This window comes from Brevundimonas pishanensis, from assembly GCF_022750635.1.
Lineage (GTDB): Bacteria > Pseudomonadota > Alphaproteobacteria > Caulobacterales > Caulobacteraceae > Brevundimonas > Brevundimonas pishanensis.
In genome coordinates this window covers 163,589-183,352 of record NZ_JAJKBG010000001.1, presented here as the reverse complement: position 1 = coordinate 183,352, position 19,764 = coordinate 163,589, and the positions used below count along the sequence as shown (strand labels likewise).

At 62.1% G+C, this 19,764-nt stretch carries 22 protein-coding genes; 15 read left to right on the top strand and 7 right to left on the bottom strand.

The window, feature by feature from the left end; translation table 11 throughout:
- Positions 1-94: 94 nt before the first annotated feature.
- Genes phyK through nepR form a run of 3 tightly spaced genes read right to left on the bottom strand, consistent with a single transcriptional unit; the run spans position 95 to position 2,644 of the window.
- The gene (phyK, locus tag LOX95_RS00900; protein WP_242912406.1) at positions 95-1,840 is read right to left on the bottom strand and encodes a sensor histidine kinase PhyK; all 1,746 of its coding nucleotides are present in this window, start codon (positions 1,838-1,840) and stop codon (positions 95-97) included.
- Between the two features lies 1 nt (position 1,841).
- A complete protein-coding gene (locus tag LOX95_RS00895; RefSeq protein ID WP_242912405.1) occupies positions 1,842-2,450 on the bottom strand; it encodes a sigma-70 family RNA polymerase sigma factor in 609 nt (202 codons plus the stop codon).
- On the bottom strand, positions 2,447-2,644 hold the full coding sequence (gene nepR / locus LOX95_RS00890) for an anti-sigma T factor NepR (RefSeq protein WP_242912404.1): 198 nt from the start codon (positions 2,642-2,644) through the stop codon (positions 2,447-2,449). Before nepR ends, LOX95_RS00895 begins: the two co-directional genes overlap by 4 nt.
- Positions 2,645-2,847: 203 nt before the next feature.
- On the opposite strand from nepR, the gene phyR reads away from it, so the two are divergent.
- Positions 2,848-3,642: an anti-anti sigma factor/receiver protein PhyR gene (phyR, locus tag LOX95_RS00885; RefSeq protein WP_242912403.1), complete on the top strand. Its 795-nt coding sequence runs from the start codon at positions 2,848-2,850 to the stop codon at positions 3,640-3,642.
- A gap of 200 nt (positions 3,643-3,842) precedes the next feature.
- Positions 3,843-4,250, top strand: coding sequence for an acyl dehydratase (locus LOX95_RS00880; RefSeq protein ID WP_242912402.1), 408 nt, complete (start codon positions 3,843-3,845; stop codon positions 4,248-4,250).
- A 54-nt stretch (positions 4,251-4,304) separates the two neighbouring features.
- Here LOX95_RS00880 and LOX95_RS00875 read toward each other — a convergent pair whose 3' ends face one another.
- Positions 4,305-5,090 (bottom strand): SapC family protein, encoded by a 786-nt coding sequence (locus LOX95_RS00875; protein WP_242912401.1) that lies wholly within the window; start codon positions 5,088-5,090, stop codon positions 4,305-4,307.
- Between the two features lie 162 nt (positions 5,091-5,252).
- Between LOX95_RS00875 and LOX95_RS00870 the strand changes: the two genes are divergently transcribed.
- From LOX95_RS00870 to LOX95_RS00860, 3 genes are read left to right on the top strand one after another with little or no spacing between them, the layout of a single operon-like run.
- Complete coding sequence (locus tag LOX95_RS00870) at positions 5,253-5,750, top strand: Fur family transcriptional regulator (RefSeq protein WP_242912400.1); 498 nt, start codon at positions 5,253-5,255, stop codon at positions 5,748-5,750.
- Positions 5,723-6,649, top strand: coding sequence for an alpha/beta fold hydrolase (locus LOX95_RS00865; RefSeq protein ID WP_242912399.1), 927 nt, complete (start codon positions 5,723-5,725; stop codon positions 6,647-6,649). Before LOX95_RS00870 ends, LOX95_RS00865 begins: the two co-directional genes overlap by 28 nt.
- A complete protein-coding gene (locus tag LOX95_RS00860) occupies positions 6,639-7,655 on the top strand; it encodes a hypothetical protein (protein ID WP_242912398.1) in 1,017 nt (338 codons plus the stop codon). The genes LOX95_RS00865 and LOX95_RS00860 overlap by 11 nt, the downstream gene beginning before the upstream one ends.
- Positions 7,656-7,658: 3 nt before the next feature.
- Here LOX95_RS00860 and LOX95_RS00855 read toward each other — a convergent pair whose 3' ends face one another.
- The gene (locus tag LOX95_RS00855) at positions 7,659-8,816 is read right to left on the bottom strand and encodes an aminotransferase class V-fold PLP-dependent enzyme (protein WP_242912397.1); all 1,158 of its coding nucleotides are present in this window, start codon (positions 8,814-8,816) and stop codon (positions 7,659-7,661) included.
- Positions 8,817-8,968: 152 nt separating this feature from the next.
- Positions 8,969-11,821 (bottom strand): preprotein translocase subunit SecA, encoded by a 2,853-nt coding sequence (gene secA / locus LOX95_RS00850; protein ID WP_242912396.1) that lies wholly within the window; start codon positions 11,819-11,821, stop codon positions 8,969-8,971.
- Positions 11,822-12,093: 272 nt separating this feature from the next.
- Between secA and LOX95_RS00845 the strand changes: the two genes are divergently transcribed.
- The 4 genes from LOX95_RS00845 to LOX95_RS00830 are packed head-to-tail and all read left to right on the top strand — an operon-like array spanning position 12,094 to position 15,113.
- Complete coding sequence (locus LOX95_RS00845; protein ID WP_345791427.1) at positions 12,094-13,080, top strand: peptidylprolyl isomerase; 987 nt, start codon at positions 12,094-12,096, stop codon at positions 13,078-13,080.
- On the top strand, positions 13,077-14,456 hold the full coding sequence (argJ, locus tag LOX95_RS00840; protein WP_242912395.1) for a bifunctional glutamate N-acetyltransferase/amino-acid acetyltransferase ArgJ: 1,380 nt from the start codon (positions 13,077-13,079) through the stop codon (positions 14,454-14,456). The genes LOX95_RS00845 and argJ overlap by 4 nt, the downstream gene beginning before the upstream one ends.
- Positions 14,453-14,878: a (deoxy)nucleoside triphosphate pyrophosphohydrolase gene (locus LOX95_RS00835; protein ID WP_242912394.1), complete on the top strand. Its 426-nt coding sequence runs from the start codon at positions 14,453-14,455 to the stop codon at positions 14,876-14,878. Before argJ ends, LOX95_RS00835 begins: the two co-directional genes overlap by 4 nt.
- A gap of 25 nt (positions 14,879-14,903) precedes the next feature.
- Complete coding sequence (locus tag LOX95_RS00830; protein WP_242912393.1) at positions 14,904-15,113, top strand: Flp family type IVb pilin; 210 nt, start codon at positions 14,904-14,906, stop codon at positions 15,111-15,113.
- Here LOX95_RS00830 and LOX95_RS00825 read toward each other — a convergent pair.
- A complete protein-coding gene (locus tag LOX95_RS00825; RefSeq protein WP_242912392.1) occupies positions 15,110-16,003 on the bottom strand; it encodes a methyltransferase domain-containing protein in 894 nt (297 codons plus the stop codon). The genes LOX95_RS00830 and LOX95_RS00825 overlap by 4 nt on opposite strands.
- Between LOX95_RS00825 and LOX95_RS00820 the strand changes: the two genes are divergently transcribed.
- From LOX95_RS00820 to LOX95_RS00795, 6 genes are all read left to right on the top strand, one after another.
- Positions 16,002-16,793: a ComF family protein gene (locus tag LOX95_RS00820; protein ID WP_242912391.1), complete on the top strand. Its 792-nt coding sequence runs from the start codon at positions 16,002-16,004 to the stop codon at positions 16,791-16,793. The genes LOX95_RS00825 and LOX95_RS00820 overlap by 2 nt on opposite strands.
- Positions 16,794-16,857: 64 nt before the next feature.
- Complete coding sequence (grxC, locus tag LOX95_RS00815; protein ID WP_242912390.1) at positions 16,858-17,115, top strand: glutaredoxin 3; 258 nt, start codon at positions 16,858-16,860, stop codon at positions 17,113-17,115.
- Between the two features lie 15 nt (positions 17,116-17,130).
- Positions 17,131-17,970: a carbon-nitrogen hydrolase family protein gene (locus tag LOX95_RS00810; RefSeq protein ID WP_242912389.1), complete on the top strand. Its 840-nt coding sequence runs from the start codon at positions 17,131-17,133 to the stop codon at positions 17,968-17,970.
- Entirely contained in the window at positions 17,967-18,401 is a 435-nt protein-coding gene (locus tag LOX95_RS00805; protein ID WP_242912388.1) for a DUF1178 family protein, read from the top strand. The genes LOX95_RS00810 and LOX95_RS00805 overlap by 4 nt, the downstream gene beginning before the upstream one ends.
- A gap of 227 nt (positions 18,402-18,628) precedes the next feature.
- On the top strand, positions 18,629-19,153 hold the full coding sequence (locus tag LOX95_RS00800) for a GNAT family N-acetyltransferase (RefSeq protein WP_242912387.1): 525 nt from the start codon (positions 18,629-18,631) through the stop codon (positions 19,151-19,153).
- 35 nt (positions 19,154-19,188) lie between these two features.
- Positions 19,189-19,758 carry a lipocalin family protein gene (locus LOX95_RS00795; RefSeq protein ID WP_242912386.1) on the top strand — a complete coding sequence of 190 codons (570 nt, stop codon included), beginning with the start codon at positions 19,189-19,191 and terminating at the stop codon, positions 19,756-19,758.
- The last annotated feature ends 6 nt before the right edge of the window (positions 19,759-19,764 follow it).

Below are 19,764 nucleotides of genomic sequence, written 5' to 3'. Positions count from 1 at the left end.
CGTATCTCCCAATGATTCATCGGCAATTCGGCCTGGGAAAGAAACGTCGCGCCCCCAATCTGGTTCCGCTGTCCGGCGCGGGACGGCTCACGAGTCAGAAGGTGGACGCTGCGGTATGCTCTTCCAGCTTCGGCGTCTGGAAGACCAGAGTGGCAAGCGTCCCCCCGCTCGGGGCCACCGTTGTACTCACCGTGCCGCGCAGTTGCTTGGCAAAAGCCGTCATGAGGGTCAAACCCACCCCATTGTTCGCTTCGCCCATACCCGGACCATCGTCCTCGACCTCCAGCGTACTGGTATCGCCGTTCACGCGGAAACGGACCTTCAGCTCTCCACCTCGTCCGGCAAAAGCATGCTTCTGGGCGTTGGAAATGGCTTCAACCAGCCATAGCGCCATAGGAGCCAGCTTTTCAGGATCGATGTTGAGCGGATCGGCCTCGATAGAGCTCTTCACCAGAGGGCCACGCAGGGATTCGGACGCCACGAGATGGCCGACCAACTCTGTGAGGAAGACTTCCGCCTCGGCGTGTCGAATATCCTCGCCCTGATAAAGTGTCCGATAAATCAGCGCCAAGGCCGATATCCGCTGGCGCGTGTCACCCAGCGCCGAGCGGGCCGCAGGGTCGTCGACAGCCCGCTGCTGCATGGAGAGCAGCGACGAGATGATCTGCAGGTTGTTCTTCACGCGGTGGTGGATTTCGCGCAGCAGGGCGTCTTTTTCCTGCAGGGCTTCGGTTAGGGCGGCATCTCGTCGGGTGATGTTGTCGGCCAGCTCGTCCATAGTCTTGGCGAGGTGGCGTATCTCCGACGGAGCGTTCTCGGCCTGAACAGGGCGGATCGTATAGCGGCCGCGCGCATAGATGGCGGCGATCCGGTCCATATAGTCCAACCAGCGGATAATGATCCGTTCCGAGGCCAGCATGACGGCCGCAAAAGCGGTCAACCATGCCGCCAGCGGCAGCATCAGGAACCGGATAGGATTGTTACGCGCCCAGAACCACGGAGAGGCCGAAGGGGCCGATATCACGGCATAGACGTTCTGGCCTTCCAGACGCGAGGCGGCATAAAGGCGGTTGGCTCCATCTACGCCCTTGGCGCGCAGGATTTCGCTCCTGCCGCTGGACTGGGATTGCAGCCACGCCTTCAGATCGGGGACAGCAGGGGCAAACGCGGCCCCCTGACTGGACGTCAATAAGCGGCCATCGGCGTCAAACAGGGCCATGCTGGCCCCTGGGGGCAGGGCAGGGTCATTCGTCGCCGGTGTCAGGACCGAGGTGGGAATAGTAGCGACCAGCACCCCGTCAAAGCCGCCAAGCGGGCGCGTCGCGCGCTGCGCAAGGATCAGTCGGCTATTTTCGCCTTCTCCATCCAGTGCCACCACCCGGTGGCTTTCGCCGCGCGCCAGCGACCGGAACCACCAGCGCTCGGTGACTTGAGCGAACGGCTCGGCACTCTGGGTGTTGGACGCGCAGACGGTCCGTCCTGCGGTATCAAATCTATAGAGGTCTTTGACGTCGTCGATGGCACGGACAATACCGCTGAAACGCCCGTTGCAGTCGAAGCTCTTACCTTCAGGCGCAATCAGTCCCAACAGCACACTGACGCGGTCGAAGGTCGACTCAGCGTCACGCACGCTGTTTTCGGCAGAGGTCTGCAGATCCGTCTGCAGCGCCTCTATTTGCTGCAGATATTCACCCCGGACCTGTATCAGGCCGAGCAATATGAACGGCAGCAGGGCCACGGCCATGGCTAGCCCCAGCCGCGCGCGGATACCCTCGATGCGCTTGCGGCGGCGTGTGTCGCTGGTGCCCCCCAGCCATCTCCGCAGGACCTGCGGCACCATCCTATTCTCGCGAGGCACCGCTTAGCCGATCTGCGTCGGCTAAAATGGAGCGCATGGCATCGCCTGCGGCCTTGCCGTCACGGGCATAACCGCCACGCTCCAGCGCCGCCAGCAGTGCCTTTCTGGCGCGCGAGACACGGCTCTTGACCGTACCGACCGCGCAATCACAGATCGCTGCCGCCTCTTCATAGGCAAAGCCACCGGCCCCCACGAGAATAAGCGCTTCGCGCTGTTCTTCGGGAAGGGTTTGCAGCGCCATACGCAGCTCGTCCAGAGCCACTGGTGCCTCCGGATCGTCCACCGCGATCAGTGTGCGTTCCGCAGCTTCCTGATCCAGTTGGGTCGAACGCCACGAGCGACGCTTTTCCGAATAGAATTGGTTGCGCAGGATCATGAAGGTCCAAGCCTTCATGTTCGTGCCCATCTGATAGGACGCACGCGCATCCCACGCCTTCATCATCGCCTCCTGGGCGAGATCATCGGCGGCGGTAGGATCGCCCGTCAGCGTACGGGCAAAGGCGCGAATGTGGGGGATGAGGGCGACAAGTTCTTTCTTGAAGCCGTCGTCATCCGCGGAGGGCGGCTTGGGAGCCGCGCCGGTTGATGTCATGCCCCACCTGTATTGTCGCGTTGGTCCGCTCGTCGCAGGATGGCAAGAAACTCATCCGGCACCGGTTCGTTGACAACCTCGTCAAAGATGTGACGCAGCTTAACGCCGATGGCTTGTTGCCTCAGTCTCGCTTCATCGAGATCGAGGTCGTCAGGCTCGCCTGCCTGGCTAAGAAGTTGAGATTTTTCAGACATAAACTCTCGGACCGTCCCCCGCTCCGACCCTGCTCGGCCGGACACGTATGTGTGCTTAACGCGTCTACAGGCTTTACTGTTCCGGCACCCTAGCTGAAATATGTAAAACGTACGGTAAAGGTTGGAACTGCGGCTAAGGTTCTTCGTTTAACCTTTCCGTCGTATGGCTGAATTGTCCGTCAACGACATCGGGGATTTCCAGAATGAGCCTTCTGGCAAGATTAGCGCCACACCTTCCGTATGTTCGGCGTTTTGCGCGTGCTTTGACCGGTGACCAATCTACCGGTGATCACTACGTCCGTGTTGCCCTTGAGGCGCTTGCTGCAGGCGAGCGTCAACTTCCGGCCGACATGACGCCACGAGTAGCCCTTTACCACATCTTCCATGCCATCTGGTCCTCCACGGGGGCCCAGCTTGAGGATCATGACTCTGCTGCTGCGTCGTCCGACGAGAACAATGCCGCGCGTCGTCTGATGAAGATTTCGCCGGCTTCGCGTCAGGCCTTCCTGCTGACGTCGCTGGAAGGCTTCACGCCGTCCGAGGCGGCCCAGATTCTGGATATCGATGTCTCGGCTGTCGAGCGTCTGATTTCTCAGGCTCAAGCCGACATTGATGCCGAACTGGCGACCGACGTCCTCATTATCGAAGACGAAGCCATCATCGCTGCCGACATCGAAAGCCTGGTCCGCGAACTGGGTCACCGCGTCACCGGCACGGCGGCAACCCACACCGAAGCTGTCGAGGCCGTTCGTCAGCACCGTCCGGGTCTGGTTCTGGCCGACATCCAGCTGGCCGACGGTTCGTCGGGCATCGATGCGGTGAAGGAAATCCTGCAAAGCCTGGACGTACCGGTGATCTTCATCACGGCCTTCCCGGAGCGTCTGCTGACGGGCGAACGTCCCGAACCGACCTTCCTCATCACCAAGCCGTTCCAGCCGGAAACCGTAAAGGCCGCTATCAGCCAGGCCCTGTTCTTCCATCCGGCACAACGCAGCTGATTTTCATCGACGGAACCGACGATTATCCGATAACGTTGTGATGTTGCGTGCTGGTGGACGTGAATGTGAGTTCCCGTCCGGTGGTACGCACCTCATTTCTCGATGATGCGACTTCGGGCGGCCTTAGGGCCGCCCTTTCTTTTTGCGCTCGACAGGGGCGGGTAGCGGGGCAACATGGGCCTTCGCTGGAGGGTGATGTTATGGGCGATCTGCTGAACGTGACTTTCGAACAGATCGAAATCGGTCAGGTGCTGGGTACCGGCGTCGTGGCTGTGGACGAGGCGTCGTTAAAGGTCTTTGTCGAGCGTTTCCTGCCGGGTTGGGACGAAGGCTACGGCGCACCGGATCCCATGGTGTATGCCCTGTGGTGCCGCCTCAGTCAGGATGTGTGCTCGCGCTGGTCGGGCTTCAAGCTTCTGGCCGTTGATGGTGTCCGCTTCATGCGCAACCCGCCGGTGGGCGAACTGCTGCGCGGTCGGGTGACCATCATGGGCAAGGATCCGGTAGGCGATTCCAAGGGCGTGGTCATCGCCCAGCAGGATCTGTTGGACGAGGCGGGACGGCTGGTCTTTTCCTGCCTGACGCGGGCACTGGTATCGCGACAATAAAAAACGCCCCGCAGTCTGTCTGCGGGGCGTTCTTCATTCAGAGGCCAGCGCCGATTAGGCGTTGGCAGGCGCTGCGTTCGCGCGGGTCAGAGCCATGGCGATCAGACGATCCCAGCCAGCCAGCGAAACGAGGTGGGCGTAGATCTGGCCCAGTGCGCCGTTGTCACGAAGTTCAACCAGCTTCTTGGCAGGCAGTTTCTTCAGCTTGTCTTCCGAGACGGCGAAGTACTCGGCCAGCTTCTGGACGGTGCCCAGGCTGCCGTCGGCGTTGCGCGGGGTGAAGGTGGCTTCACGCACTTCGAACAGGTCGAGTTCGGTCAGCAGCTTGACGAACGACTCGGTGCGCAGGCGCTCTTGTTCGAAGTTGTTGCAGAACTCCATCGCGTTCTTGACGTAGGCGCTCGGCTCATTGCCTTCGAACAGCGGGGTGTCGCCACCTTCAACGAAGTACGGTGCAGCACGATCGATGCACAGGATCAGGCGCTGCTGCACGTCATCGTTGGCGAAGACGAACGGATAACGACGGGCGTAGGCCGGGATGTAGGCGTCCGCACGGAATTCACCGTCGGTCACGAACAGGTTGTCGTTGGCGTTCAGGCCCATGGCGACGACCGGTTGCTTGGTCTCGCCCACGAAGATGACCGGGTACGACAGAGCCGCCGGAGCGAACTCCGTTACCGTCACCGGAACGATGTTGGTCTGGCCGACGAAGGCGTACGGCTTTTCAACCGAGGTCACGCCCAGCTTGCCGTGGGCTTCCACCGACAGCGGCTCGGGTTGCGAGTAGAAGAGAACGTTGCCGGCCAGGTTGCCAGCGTCTTGAGCAGTGGTGTCGGTCATAGAAACTTTTGATCTTCTGGACAGAAAGGAGGCGCGTTCTAGCCCAACGTGAGGTGAACGGCAAACGAGCAAGGGTATTTGTGAACCACGATTTCGTGCTGACGCCTAGTCCCGGACGTCAATCAGGTTGCGACGAGCCGTCGGAAACCTTAGCTCTGTGTCATGAACTCGCCCTGTGATCACGACCACCTCGACAAGGCCCGCTCCGCGGGCGAGGTCGAGCGCATTCTGGATGGTGTCGAGGCGTCATGCGTCTCGGAGGGCGAGCGGATGACGGCTCCGCGTCGCCGCGTTCTCGAACTGCTGCTGACCGCAGGCGAGCCGGTCAAAGCCTATGATCTGATTGCGCGTTTCGGTGCAAACGGAGAGGCGGCCAAGCCCCCGACCGTCTATCGCGCGCTGGAGTTTCTGGAGCGACGCGGGGCGGTGCATCGCATTGCTTCCATCAGCGCCTATGTGGCCTGCTCCGCGCACGGAGATGATGTACGCGCCCATGCGGCGGCCTTCCTTATCTGCGATTGCTGCGGCTCGACCGCTGAAGTGGCTGTTCCGTTGAGCGAACTTGGTCTCGGCGCGGCGGCCAAGGCGGCCGGCTATGACATCCAGCACACCACGATCGAGGGCCACGGCAAATGCGCTCACTGTCAGGTGTCGGCTTGATGGACGGTAGCGATGCCGCCCAGCCGCGGCGTTTGACAGTCCCCATCCGCAACCGATGGGGCGAAGGCGATATGGCGGTGCTGGATTTCGGTCCGGGCCATCGTCCGGTTGACATGGTGTTTGCCCACGCCAATGGCTTTAACGCCATGACGTATCGGCAGCTTTTGCTGCCACTCGCCAAACAGTTTCGCATCTGGGCCCCCGATCTTCGCGGGCACGGGCGCTCGAACCTGCCACCCCAGACTATGGGGCGGCGCAACTGGCACGATCACCGCGATGATCTGATCAGCCTGATCGAGGCGACCGACAGTCCGTCGCTTTTGCTAGGCGGCCATTCCATCGGGGGTACCAGCAGCCTCTTGGCCGCCGCTCAGGTACCGGATCGCGTCAAAGGACTTTTGCTGCTCGATCCGGTCATCTGGCCCAAGCCCACCGTGGCGGCTTTCCAGCTACCGGTTCTGGACCGCGTCGTCGCACAAAGTTCGATCGTCAAATCCACCCTGCGTCGGCGTTCGGTTTTCGAGACCCGTGATCAGGCGTTTGCGTCCTGGAAGGGGCGCGGGGCCTTCAAGGGATGGCCCGACGAAGTTCTTCGCGACTATCTGGCCGATGGCCTGCTTGAGACGGCAGATGGCGTGAAACTGGCATGCTCGCCGCAATGGGAAGCGTCCAACTATTCGTCGCAAGCCCACAATCCGTGGCGCGCTCTTCGACAGTATAGAGGGCCGGTCCGTATTCTGCGCGCCGAGCATGGCAGCCTATGCGGGACCATCCGGCCTAGCGCCGGACGGGATCTAAAGATTTCCACCGTCGAAGGGGGAGGGCACCTGTTCCCCATGACGCATCCGGATGCTGTGCGCAGGACTGTGACGGATCTGGTGGCCGAACTTGGCCGGTAAGAGCGCGAACAGGAAGATCGCTGCCGCAGTGATCGCGGGTGTTGGCCTGGGACTGTTGCTGGCGGGCGTCGGTATTATGGGATGGTGGAGCCTTTCGGCGCGCAACCAACCCCTGCACGTCGTCAATGATCCAGCTCCGCTCGAAGCCCTGCTGGCATCGGCTCCCTATATTTCGCTGAACAGGGGTGAGCGCCCCGTTTATGTCATCGCTCCGCGTTCCGCGCCCCGTCTGGAAGAATGGCTGCTCAACGACGCGATAGAACTGGCCGAGCAAGGCCGCGAGGTTCGCGTCATTATGGTCCCGTCCGGGCATGGCGGTGCTGCCGAGGATGCGACCGTGGCCGAGTTGTGGCTCACCCAAAATATCGACCTTCTGGCCGAGTGGATGTCGATGCGCGCGGAGCACTGGACCGCCATTGGCATAGAGCCCGTCGCCGTATCGCCTCGACGCCTCGCCGTGCGCGCAGAAGCTGCGGCCTTGTCCCGAACCCTGATGGAGCGGGTCGGCCACGGGGCCAAGGACGACCGCTTCCCCCTGATTATTTGGCGCGACGGAGCGAACCAGCTTGCAGCGTGCCTGTGCCAGCGTCCTGCCGCCGTCAATGAAGCGCGCTATGCCTTGCGGCTCACTGGCGAGGGAATGGCTCGCCCGCTGGCTCCATCGCCTGAGCCAGCGCCTGCCTACGATGACGCGCGCCCCGACGAAGCCGATGATTTCGACGACCGCTATCCTCGCCTGAACTACAGCGAGGATCCGCGTGTCGAATGGCCGGAACAGTCAGAGAACAGCGAAGGCAGCGAATACCGCACGCCTTCGCCTCTGCTACCGGGGGACGTCGGCGCGGGCATCAGTTCCGAAACCGTACAGTCTCAAAGCGAACGTCCAGCGGCCGCACCTCGCCCCCAAGCGACACGTCCGCAAACGACGAGGCCGAGGCCCGCGCCGCGCGAGCTGAATACGGCCCCGCCCAAGGCCGAGAAGGATGCGGAGTCGCTCTTCTATTAGGGCCTAGATCGTACCGCAGATGTCGATCAGCCGCTTGACGTCGCCTTCGTCCTGATAGGGGCCGAACCCGAAGCGGATCACATCGTCGCGCACGTCGGTGATGACATGGTGCTCGATCAATCGGGCGCGAATGTCGGCAGCCTTGGGATGACGAATGGCGAGGAATCTGGCGCGCGGCCCGTCGCCATCTACAGGGTTCAGCCACTCGGCCTCGGCCCAGATCGTATCGTCGGCATCTTGCAAGGCCGTCTGGAACGTTTGCATCAGTCCGCGTGAATGCGCGGCCATGTCGGTCACCGAAACGCCTTCCTCGGACAGCATGTCCTGCACGGCATTGAACCGGTAAAGCGCACTGACATCAAAGGTGGCACCCCAGAAGCGGCCGCCATCGGTGCGATAGCCGACACCGCCCGCGGGCCCTTCCAGTTCACCGAACTCCGCAAACCAGCCCGTGACCGCGGGACGCGGCCCGAACCCCGGCGGAGCATGCAGGAAGCAGGCCCCTTCGCCAGCCATCGCATATTTATACCCGCCCGCCAGATAGAAGACGCGGTCTTCGATGGGCGACAGGTCTGTCGGCGTCGCCATGAAGCCATGATAGCCGTCGATGACCACCCAAGGGCCCGCAGGCTGTGACAGCGCGGCCAGCGCCTCCATACCGCCGCTCAACTGACCCGTGCGGAAGAAGACCTGACTGACGAAAATCAGGTCGTGCCCGCCCGCCTGCGCAGCTTGCAAGAAGCGGTCTTCGAAGGTCTCGATGGGGGCCAGGGGGATGCGTGTAACGACAACGTCTCCCGCTTCCTCCCAGCGCTCGGCCTGACGGCGGAAGGAATGAAACTCGCCGTCCGTCGACAGGATGCGCACCGGCTTCTTTTCAACGGCCGAGACGACGCGCAACAGCAGGTCATGGGTGTTGGACGTGAAGACGACACTATCGGGGGATGACAGTCCCAACTGCCTTGCCACATGCCCCTGCGCCGCCGGAATGACTTCTGCGAAGATCAGGTCCCATTTGCGGTCGGCATAATGGTTGGCCTCGGCCCAGGCCCTCACCTGGGCATCGAAGGTAACATCCGGCCAAAGATGGTGGCTGTGCCCCGCGAAATGCAGCCGTTGCGGATCAAGCGAAAGAGCGCGGGTAAAACGGTGCTTCAACATGGCCCCACCTTACAGAGATACGGGAAAGACCCAAAAGAAAAGGGGTGGAAGCCACAGCTCCCACCCCTGAACTTTTTAGTGATTTCTGCCGCTCAAGCCGAGAGCCTGCGCGAGGGCGAGCTTAGCGGCGGCGGGCCAAAAGCCCGCCCTGCTCAAACCAAACTACCGTGGCAGTGTTTGAACTTGCGGCCCGATCCGCACGGGCAGTCGCCGTTACGGTTGGTGCGTTCCCAACCTTCCGGCAGAGCCTCGACCGGCAGCTTGGAGCGGTCATCACCCTGCAGCATACCTTCAGGGTTCTGCGCGGCCGGATCGGCCATCTGGTTCTCGCCCGTTCCCGGTGCGAGGTGGATTTCCTGGAACTCCGGCATTTCCATTTCCGGCGGCGGCTGGAAGCGGAACTCGACCGTCATCAACCAGCGGGTCACGTTGTGACGCAGGTCGTGCAGCAGGTTCTCAAACAGGTTGAAAGCCTCGGTCTTGTATTCGTTCAGCGGGTCACGCTGGCCATAGCCACGCAGGCCGATGACGCCGCGCAGATGGTCGAGGTGCACAAGGTGCTCGCGCCACTGCATGTCGATCATTTGCAGCATGAACTGCTTCTCGAGATTGCGGGTCTGTTCGACACCGATCATCTCTTCGCGCTCTGCGGCGTGGGCGTTGGCAGCGGCGTTCAGGCGCTCTTCGAACTCTTCGTTCGACACGCCTTCTTCGGCGGCCCACTCACGCAGCGGCAGGTCGAGGCCGAGGGTGTATTTCACCTTCTCGTCCAGACCTTCAATGTCCCACTGCTCGGCATAGGCCTTGGGCGGCATGTAGCGCTCGACCAGATCGCTGATGACGTCCTGACGGAAGTCGGCGACCAGTTCGGACAGGTCGTTGGAATCCATGAATTCCTGACGCTGCTCGAACACGGCCTTGCGCTGGTCGTTCACGACGTCGTCGTACTTCAGCACGTTCTTGCGCATGTCGTAGTTGCGGGCTTCGACGCGCTTCTGCGCGGTCTCGACGGCGCGGTTCAGCCACGGGTGGCTGATAGCCTCGCCCTCGGCCACGCCGAACGACTTCATGATGGCGTCCAGACGGTCACCGGCGAAGATACGCAGCAGGTCGTCTTCGCACGACAGGTAGAATTTCGAGGTACCCGGGTCACCCTGACGACCGGTACGACCGCGCAGCTGGTTATCGATACGGCGGCTTTCGTGACGCTCGGTACCCAGAACAAACAGACCGCCAGCGGCCAGAGCCTTTTCCTTGGCGACGGCGATTTCGGCCTTGATCTCGGCTTCCTTGGCCGCCGTCTGTTCCGGCGTGACCACAGCGGCCATGTTGCGCTGTTCCTGCAGCCAGCGCTGCATGCGCATTTCGATGTTGCCGCCCAGCTGGATGTCGGTACCGCGACCGGCCATGTTGGTGGCGATCGTTACAGCACCCGGCAGACCGGCTTCGGCAACGATGAAGGCTTCCTGTTCGTGCTGGCGTGCGTTCAGGACGTTGTGCGGGATGCCGCGACCGGTCTTGTAGGTGATGTTGTAGGCCTCATCACCGACCTTCTGGGCTTCCTTCTCGCGTCCCTTGTATTCAGGCTTCAGCTCGCGGCTCAGCTCGACCTTGTACTCGTAGGTCTTGAGCAGTTCCGACAGCTCTTCGGACTTTTCGATCGACACGGTGCCGACGAGGATCGGCTGACCCTTTACGTGGCACTCGGCGATCTGCTTGACGATGGCGACGTTCTTTTCCTTGAACGTGCGGTATACCTCGTCGTCGTAATCCTTACGCTGGATCGGACGGTTGGTCGGAACTTCAAGGACGTCCATCTTGTAGATGTCCATGAACTCCTGTGCCTCGGTCGAAGCCGTACCGGTCATACCCGACAGCTTTTCGTAGAGGCGGAAATAGTTCTGGATCGTCACCGAGGCCAGCGTCTGGTTCTCGGGCTGGATCTTGACGTCTTCCTTGGCTTCCAGCGCCTGGTGCAGGCCTTCGGACAGACGGCGGCCGGTCATCATACGACCGGTGTATTCATCGATCAGGACAACCTCGTCGTCCTTGATGATGTAGTCCTTGTCGCGCTGATACAGGGTGTTGGCGCGCAGGGCCTGGTTCACGTGGTGAACGAGCGAGACGTTCAGCGGATCGTACAGGTCCTCGGTACCGTCCACGAGGTGACCGGCTTCACGCAGCATGTCTTCGATGCGCTCCGAGCCCAGCTCGGTCAGAAGCGCCTGACGCTGCTTCTCGTCGAGGTCGAAGGTTTCCGTGTCCTTGACCAGTTCCTTCACCAGAACGTCGACGATCTTGTAGAAGTCCGAACGGTCTTCGGTCGGGCCCGAGATGATCAGCGGGGTACGGGCTTCGTCGATCAGGATCGAGTCAACTTCGTCGACGATGGCGAAGTGGTGCGGACGCTGCACCATCTCGCGACGGTCGTACACGAGGTTGTCGCGCAGATAGTCAAAGCCGAATTCGTTGTTGGTGCCGTAGGTGATGTCGGCATTGTAGGCCATCTGGCGCTGGCCCTGGCTCAAGCCATTGACGATCACGCCGACTTCGAGACCGAGGAAGCGATAGACCTTGCCCATCGTCTCGGCGTCGCGGCGGGCCAGATAGTCGTTCACGGTCACGACGTGGACGCCCTTGCCCAGAAGCGCATTCAGGTAAACCGGTGCCACAGCCACAAGGGTCTTGCCCTCGCCGGTACGCATTTCGGCAATACCGCCTTCATGCAGGATCATACCGCCGGTCAGCTGCACGTCATACTGGCGCTGGCCCAGAACGCGCTTGGAGGCTTCGCGGGCAACGGCGAAGGCTTCCGGCAGGAGTTTGTCCAGCTTCTCGCCGCCTTCGATCCGGTCACGGAACGTCTGCGTCATCATGCGCAGTTCGTCGTCGGACAGTGCCTCGAACTTAGGCTCTAGTGCATTGATTTTCTGCACCTCGGCCATGAAGGTCTTGACCTTGCGGTCATTGGAGGAACCGAAGAATTTCTTGGCAAAGCCGAGCATGGGCGATCCGAAACGGGCGAGCGTTTTAAGGCTCAGAGAAATGATAGCTCACGCCTAATCGGGGGTAGTGACTGGTGGAACCCGGACCTGCGCACTCACGGCACGCGACCAAAGGCTCACCCATCCAATCGGAAACCCCTCGACTTGGGCGAAGGCTGGACTTAAGCACCCACCTAGGGCCTGTCAACGCGAGCAGTGTTTGCTGCACGCGCACAGGCTGTCGTCGCCCGCAGCCTCTGCGGCTGTTGTCCACCCCGATACGGGAGTGCCCGATGCCTAATTCGCACCCGTCCTTCGTGATATTGTCCAAGACTTCCAGATCGTTGAGCCGCGCCCGCATCACGGCGGCCGGGATTGTACTGGGCATGGGTCTGGTGCTGGCGGCGTGTGGGGACAATCCCGATACAGCCCATCCCGACGCGGGCGATCGGGTTGTTGCCCGTGTCGAAAAACATGAAATCTGGGCCTCGGATGTTCGCCGCGAAGCGGTAGCGCAAGGCCTGATCAGCGAAGGCGAGCCCTTGGATGTTTCGTCCGAGCTTTTCCGCCGTGTGCTCGACGAGGTCATCGACCAGAGCCTTCTGGCCAGCGAAGCCGAACGTCGTGGACTGGACAATAGTCCGGCGGCCCAACGCCGTCTCGAAGCCGTGCGCCAGCGCATTCTGGGCGATATGCTGGTCGAGACGGTGGTGAACAAGGCCGTGTCCGAACAGGCTGTTGCGCGCCTGTATGCGGAGCAACAGCGCCGCGCCAAACAGTCCGACGAAGTCCGCCTGCGCCTGATCCTCAGCGAAACCCGCGAACAGGCCGATGCCGTCGTTGCGCTTCTGGGGCAGGGGACAGCCTTTGAGGCCGTCGCCGCCCAGCGTTCCATCGACGAGACCTCGCGCGCCCTGGGTGGAGATCTCGGCTATGCCACACCCGATCTGCTGCCCGCTGCCTACGCCGCAGCCATTGCCGACAAGCCCGCCGGAGCCCTGGTTGGTCCGGTCGCCGTTGATGGCCGCTGGGCGGTTCTGCGCATCGAGGACCGCCGCGCCGAAACCCCGCCAACACTGGAGCAGGCCCGCCCCGTCATCGTCCGATACCTGACCTATGAGGGCGTCCGACAACTGCTGGAGCAGCTTCGCGGCAAGGCCAAGGTTGAATTCGAGATTGACCCGCCGCGTTCTGCGCCGCAAACGCCGCCTGCTGCTACTGCTTCTACACCCGCCAATTCCACTTCCCCTAAGCCTGCATCGTCTGGATCTGCTTCATGAGCCGTCCCCCCGTTAAGCCCGTCTCGACCGGTCAAAAAATCGAATCCGCTATCGAGAAGGCACTTGATCCGCTGACCTCGGTGATCAAGCGGGCGACCCAGCCGGCCAAGACCACGACGCCTGCGGCAGGAAAGCCGGGTCTAATTATCTCGCCGCTGGCTGTGCCGTTCCCCGAGCTTCCGCCGATCAACGGCGTGGAAATCGCCACGGCACGCGCAGGCTTCTACAAGCACGAGCGCGACGATCTGGTGGTGTTCCACTTCCCCGACGGGGCCAACTGCGCGGGCGTGTTTACGCGCCACAACGTTGGTTCGGCTCCAGTCGACTGGTGCAAGAAGCAACTCGACACCGACAAGGGTGGCGAAGGCGTCAAGCTGATGGTGATCAACGCCGGTTGCGCCAATGCCTTCACGGGCAAGGCCGGTGCCGATGCCGCCAAGGCCACCGCTGCGGCTGCCGCCAAGAAGTTCGACTGCCGCCAGCGCGACGTCATGCTGGCCTCGACCGGCGTGATCGGTGTGGTTCTGGATGATACCAAGATCACCGCCAAACTGTCGGAAATCGAAGCGGGCTTGAGTGCCGACAACTGGGCCAAGGCCGGTGCTGGCATCATGACCACCGACACCTTCCCCAAGGGCTCCACCGCCGAGTGCGAGATCGAGGGCGTGAAGGTACGCATCTCGGGCATCGCCAAGGGCTCGGGTATGATCGCGCCGGATATGGCGACCATGCTGGCCTTTATCGTGACGGATGCCGATATCGCACCTCCGGTTCTGAAGGCGCTGCTGAACCTGCACGTTCGCACTACCTTCAACTCGGTTACGGTCGATGGCGATACCTCGACCAATGACACGGCCCTGATCTTTGCGACCGGCACCTCGGGCGCGCCGCGCATCGGCCGCGTCGGCGACCGCCGCCTTAAGGATTTCTCGCGCGCTCTGGAACAGGTCATGCTCGACCTCGCCCACCAGCTGGTGAAGGACGGCGAGGGCGCAACCAAATTCGTCAAGGTCACCGTCGAAGGTGCCGCCTCTCCGGCCTCGGCCCGCAAACTGGCCAAGTCCATCGCCGACAGCCCGCTGGTGAAAACCGCCATTGCGGGTGAAGACGCCAACTGGGGCCGTATCGTCATGGCCGTCGGCAAGACCGAGGAAGCCGTGGACCGCGACCGCCTCGCCATCTTCTTTGGTCCCCACACCGCCGCTGTCGATGGCGCACCTGCGGCCGACTACAATGAAGAGGTGATGAGCGCCTATATGAAGAACGACGAGATCGACATCACGGTCCACGTCGCTTCGGGTCGTGCGTCGGCCACCGTCTGGACCTGCGATCTGACCAAGCGCTACATCGAGATTAACGGGGACTATCGTTCGTGACCGATACTGCCGCTTCGGGGAATGTCCCCACCGTGCTCGTGGTCGCGGTGGCGCTGATCGATACGGATGGCCGCATCCTCATCGCCCAGCGCCCCGAAGGCAAACAGCTGGCGGGCCTGTGGGAGTTTCCGGGCGGCAAGGTCGAACCCGGTGAGCGGCCCGAGCAGGCCCTAATTCGCGAACTGAAAGAAGAGCTTGGCATCGACGTGAAGGAGGCGTGTCTCGCTCCCTTCGTGTTTACCAGTCACGGTTACGAAAAATTTCACCTACTGATGCCACTCTACCTTTGCCGTAGGTGGTCGGGCACCGTGGTCGCCAAGGAGCACAGTGCTCTGGCGTGGGTGAAACCGGGCAAGCTTTTGGACTATCCAATGCCGCCCGCGGACGAACCCCTCGTGGCGTGGCTTAGAGATTTGATCTGACAGGCGACTGTCGGAGGGGTGCAGAATGATGATGACAATCAAGGACTACGCACTCGACGAAGGCGGTGCGACGGCGATCGAATACGGCCTGATTGCCGGCCTGATCGCACTGGTCGTCATCTCGGCACTGGCGGCCACCGGCGATGGCGTTATGGCCAAGTGGCAATATGTGATGGAAAAGGTCACCGCAGCCCTCAGCGGTAGCGGTGGCAGCGAGGGTGGCGAAGGCGATTAACCGCCTTCTTTACCCGTCACTTCGCGAACATTGAGCGCGTCGGCCAGCCGCATCTTGGCCGAGCCGCGCTTGGCCGGTTTTTGCTGGCTGTCGTCCGGAGCCCATCCGGCCAGATGCACCATCTCGAACGTCGCAGGAATACGGCCGTCGTCCTCGGCATATCGCTCGACATAGAGCTCGGCCGCGCGGGCCAGAATGGCGCGGTTCAGCGGTTTGATCTCGCCCGCCAGAACATTCGTCTCGCCCATTGCGCGAAGGTCGCGCATCAGGCTGAACGGATCGCGATAACGCACTGTCAGGCGATCGACGTCCGATACCGGAAGCGCAAAGCCTGCACGCTGCAACAGCGCTGCACCGTCAAAGCCATCCGCAAAGGGCGAAACCCGCGCCTGCGCCCCGCCGCGTACCTCAAGTTCGGCATCGGTCAGGACGCTACGCAGTTCTTTCAGGGTTGCGGCCCCGAACAGGCTACCGATGAACAGGCCGTCCGGACGCAGAGCGCGCCGGATTTGCGCCAGTGCGCCGGGCAAATCATTGGCCCAGTGCAGGCCGAACAGATTGACCACCAGATCAACCGACTGGTCGTCCAGACCCAATGGCTGCGCGCCGGGTGCGGCACGTTCCTCGACGCTGCCCACCGTTTCAATCGCGCCGATCCGGGCCTCCGCGGGCGTGCCTTCCAGCGCTTCGGCCAACAGGCCCCCATGCGGAGACAGATCGACGCCGCGCCCAAACTCGCGCAGGATGGCCGACAGCGTATGGGCGGCATCTTCGGCGGCCCTGCGGTGCAGGAAATCGGCCTTGGGGAACAGGCTCTGCGCACGCGCCAGACGGTGGGAACGTCGGGCGGCGTCAAAAATAATCGGGGGACCGGAAGAGGGGGCGCTCATGTCGGGGGTAAATGACGGCTCGCGGGCCGAATGGAAAGGCCTTTGGGGGATTAAGCTGCGCAATGCGGGTCGATCTTTGGTCGATCTGGTGCTGCCGCCCGCCAGTCTGGACGGCGTGGCAGGCGTGTCCGGCATGGGTCTCAGCGCCGGAGCCTTCAGTCGCATCACCTTTTTGGAAGACCCCGTCTGTGACGGCTGCGGCCTGCCGTTCGAATACGAACTGGAGGCGGGCCAGAGGTGTCTGGTCTGTACGCAGCGTCCGCACATTTTTGCCAGAGCCCGTGCGGCCTGCCTTTATGACGAACATTCTCGCGGCCTGATCCTCGGGCTGAAGCACGGGGACGAACAATCCCACGCGGCTTTGTTCGCCCGCTGGATCAGTCGTTCCGCTGATCCGCTGATCCGCGACTGCGATGTGATCATTCCTGTGCCGCTTCACCCGCTGCGGCTGCTTCGGCGCCGGTTCAACCAGTGCGCCGAAATCGCCCGCCCGCTCGCGCGCCAAAGGGGCTTGGTCTATCTGCCCGATACCCTGAAGCGCACCCGTGTCACGGCGACACAAGGAGGACGCTCGCTTCGCGGACGCCGCCTCAACGTCAAAGGCGCTTTCAGCGTCAGCCCGCGACAGGCGTCACGCGTAGTCGGAAAGCGCGTTCTTCTGCTCGATGATGTGCTGACGACCGGGGCCACAGCAGATGTCTGCGCCCGCGCTCTTCTGGACGCCGGAGCCTTGGCTGTGGATTTGGCCGTTATTGCGGGGGTGCATGGGGCGCGCGAAGTCCCTAAATAGACAACCAAACCGGTGATCCGGACGTTCTTCCGGTCCCCATCCCCTATCTGCACGGAGTAAACCTGTGGCTGAAGTCGTTATCTATACCAAGCCGGGTTGCCCCTATTGCATCCGCGCCAAGTCGCTGCTGGATCGCAAGGGCGCTGCCTATACCGAGATCGTTGCCTCGAACGACCCGGAGAAGAAGGCCGAGATGGTCGCGCGCTCGAACGGCGCTGCCACCTTCCCGCAAATCTTCATCAACGACCAGCACATCGGCGGCTGCGACGACATCCACGCTCTGGACGCCAAGGGCGGTCTCGACCCGCTGCTGGCTGCCTGATTTAAGGGCCGCAAAATGAGTTCCAGCCTCCAAGTGGCTCTGATCCAGACGACCACGCCTGCGACGGCGGCCAAGGGGCTGGAACACATTACGCCCATGATCCGTCAGGCGGCCCTGAAAGGGGCCGAACTGATCCTCACGCCCGAAGGCACCAACTTCCTTGAACAGAGGAAGGGCCTGCGCGAGGAAGCCCTGACGGATGAAGGCTCTGACGTCGCCGTTGCGGGCCTGCAAAAACTGGCCGAAGAGCTTAAGGTCTGGATCCTGATCGGTTCGGTCATTGTCCGCTCGGGCGCAGACGATGATGACCGCGCCGCCAATCGCAGCCTGCTGATCGACCCGAACGGCAACATCACCGCCCGCTACGACAAGATGCACGTCTTTGACGTCGATCTGGACACCGGCGAGCGGTGGCGCGAAAGCGCTGTAATCCGCCCCGGTGCCGAAGCTGTTGTCGCCGATACCCCTTGGGGTGGGCTGGGTCTGACCATCTGTTACGACGTGCGCTTCGCCTATCTGCACCGCGCACTGGCGCACGGCGGGGCCAAGATCATCACCGTTCCCGCCGCCTTCACCCGCCCGACGGGCGAGTCGCATTGGGAAGTCCTCCTGCGCGCCCGCGCCATTGAAACTGGCAGCTTCGTTCTGGCCCCCGCACAGGGCGGAGAGCACGAGGATGGCCGCAAGACCTGGGGCCATTCCCTCGTCATCGATCCGTGGGGCGAGGTCGTTGCCCGTCTTGACCATGACCGCCCCGCAGTGCTTCACGCCACGCTAGACCTGTCAGCGGTGGACCGCGCCCGCAAGGCCATTCCGGCGCTGACGCACGACCGTTCATTTGTCTCGCCCCAATGATCCGCTACGCGCTTGTTTGTGATCAGGACCACGGCTTCGAGGCGTGGTTCGCCTCGTCTTCCGACTATGACGACCAGTCCGCCCGCGGCCTTGTCGAATGCCCGTTCTGCGCCTCGCGTCAGGTGCGCAAGCAGATCATGGCCCCCGCCGTCACCGGCACCAAAAAGAGCGACGGCCTCAAGCCCGATGCGCTGAAGGCTATGCAGACCATGATGATGCAGGCCGCCCGCGAGGTCCGCAGCCACGTCGAGGAAAACTTCGAATACGTCGGCGATGCCTTCGCCCGCGAGGCCCGCGACATCCACGAAGGCCGCAGCGAGCAGCGCGAAATCTATGGCGAGGCCACTCCTAACGACATCAAAAAGCTGAAGGACGACGGCGTGCCCTGCATGCCGTTGCCCGACGTGCCGGACCCGTCAAAGGCCAACTGACAGCGTCAGAAAATCGGTGAAAACGAGGCGCTGCAAGCGGCCAGTTCAGCCACGTTGCGGGGGCTGCCTTGGAATACTCGGGCCCTGCTCGACCTCGTCTGCAGGTAGGCGACGCAGTGTCAGGTGATCGCCCTTACGGCAACGCTGCTGGCGTTTTTGGCGCGGCCAACCCACCTTCGATCTTTTGCCGCTATAGAGCGTTCAGCTATTGTTTCAGGAGCCTCTTCATGTCCGTCCCGCACGATACCTCCACCCAACCGATCTGGCGGGCCATGACCGAGGCCGATCTGGACGGCGTGGTCGAGGTGGCCCAATTGTCATTCCCCGATCACCCCGAGGACCTTGCCTGTTTTGCCAACCGTTTGGCGCTCAATCCGTCGGGATGTTTCGCCTTGGCAGGTGATGACGGAAAGGTGGTTGGATATCTCGTTGCCTATCCGTGGCAACGCTATGCCGCGCCCGCCCTCAACACGCAGATCGAGGCGCTGCCGGATCAGGCTGATGGGATTTACCTGCACGATCTGGCAATCCATCCCGACCTGCGCGGCGGGGGATATACCCGCCCGGTCGTAGAGGCACTGGCAGAACAATCTCTTGCCGCGGGATACAACCGTTTGTCCTTGGTCGCCGTAAACAACGCATCCGGCTTTTGGGAGCGGAACGGTTTTCGCGTCATGAACCCCGAAGGCATGGCGGCCAAGCTGGCCAGCTATGGCGATGATGCCCGGTATATGGAACGCGAGCTGGCATAAGGGAACATTGTCCAGCTTTGCGAAGTTTGGACTGCATGCAAAACAAATCCCCCCTCCCCAAACTTCTTCTCGTTGGTGCTGCCCTTGCCGGAGTTCTGGCTCTGGGGGCCTGCGCCACCATCGCCCGCCAAGGCCCGTCCGGTAACGCCAACGTTCCGGAGCCGGCTAAGGCCGTCGATCTCGATCGCTATCTCGGCAAGTGGTACGAGCTGGCCCGCTACGAATTCGGCTATCAGAAAGGCTGTGAAGCTGTGACGGCCGAATATCGCCTGCTGGAAGATGGCCAGATTGGTGTCACCAACGCCTGCCGTCAGGACTCCGTTGATGGCGAATATCGCGAGGCGACTGCCAAGGGTAAGGTTGTCGAAGGCAGCAACAACACCAAGCTGAAGCTATCGTTCTTCGGCCCGTTCTACGTTGGCGATTACTGGGTTCTGGACCACGCAGACGACTATAGCTGGTCGATTGTGGGCGAGCCGTCGGGCCGCAACCTCTGGATCCTGAGCCGCCAGGCCAATGTCACGACGGAACAGCGCCAGATGCTCTACAACCGCGCCCGCGAACTGGGGTACGACCTGTCGCTGCTGCGCGAAACCAAGCACTAATGGCAT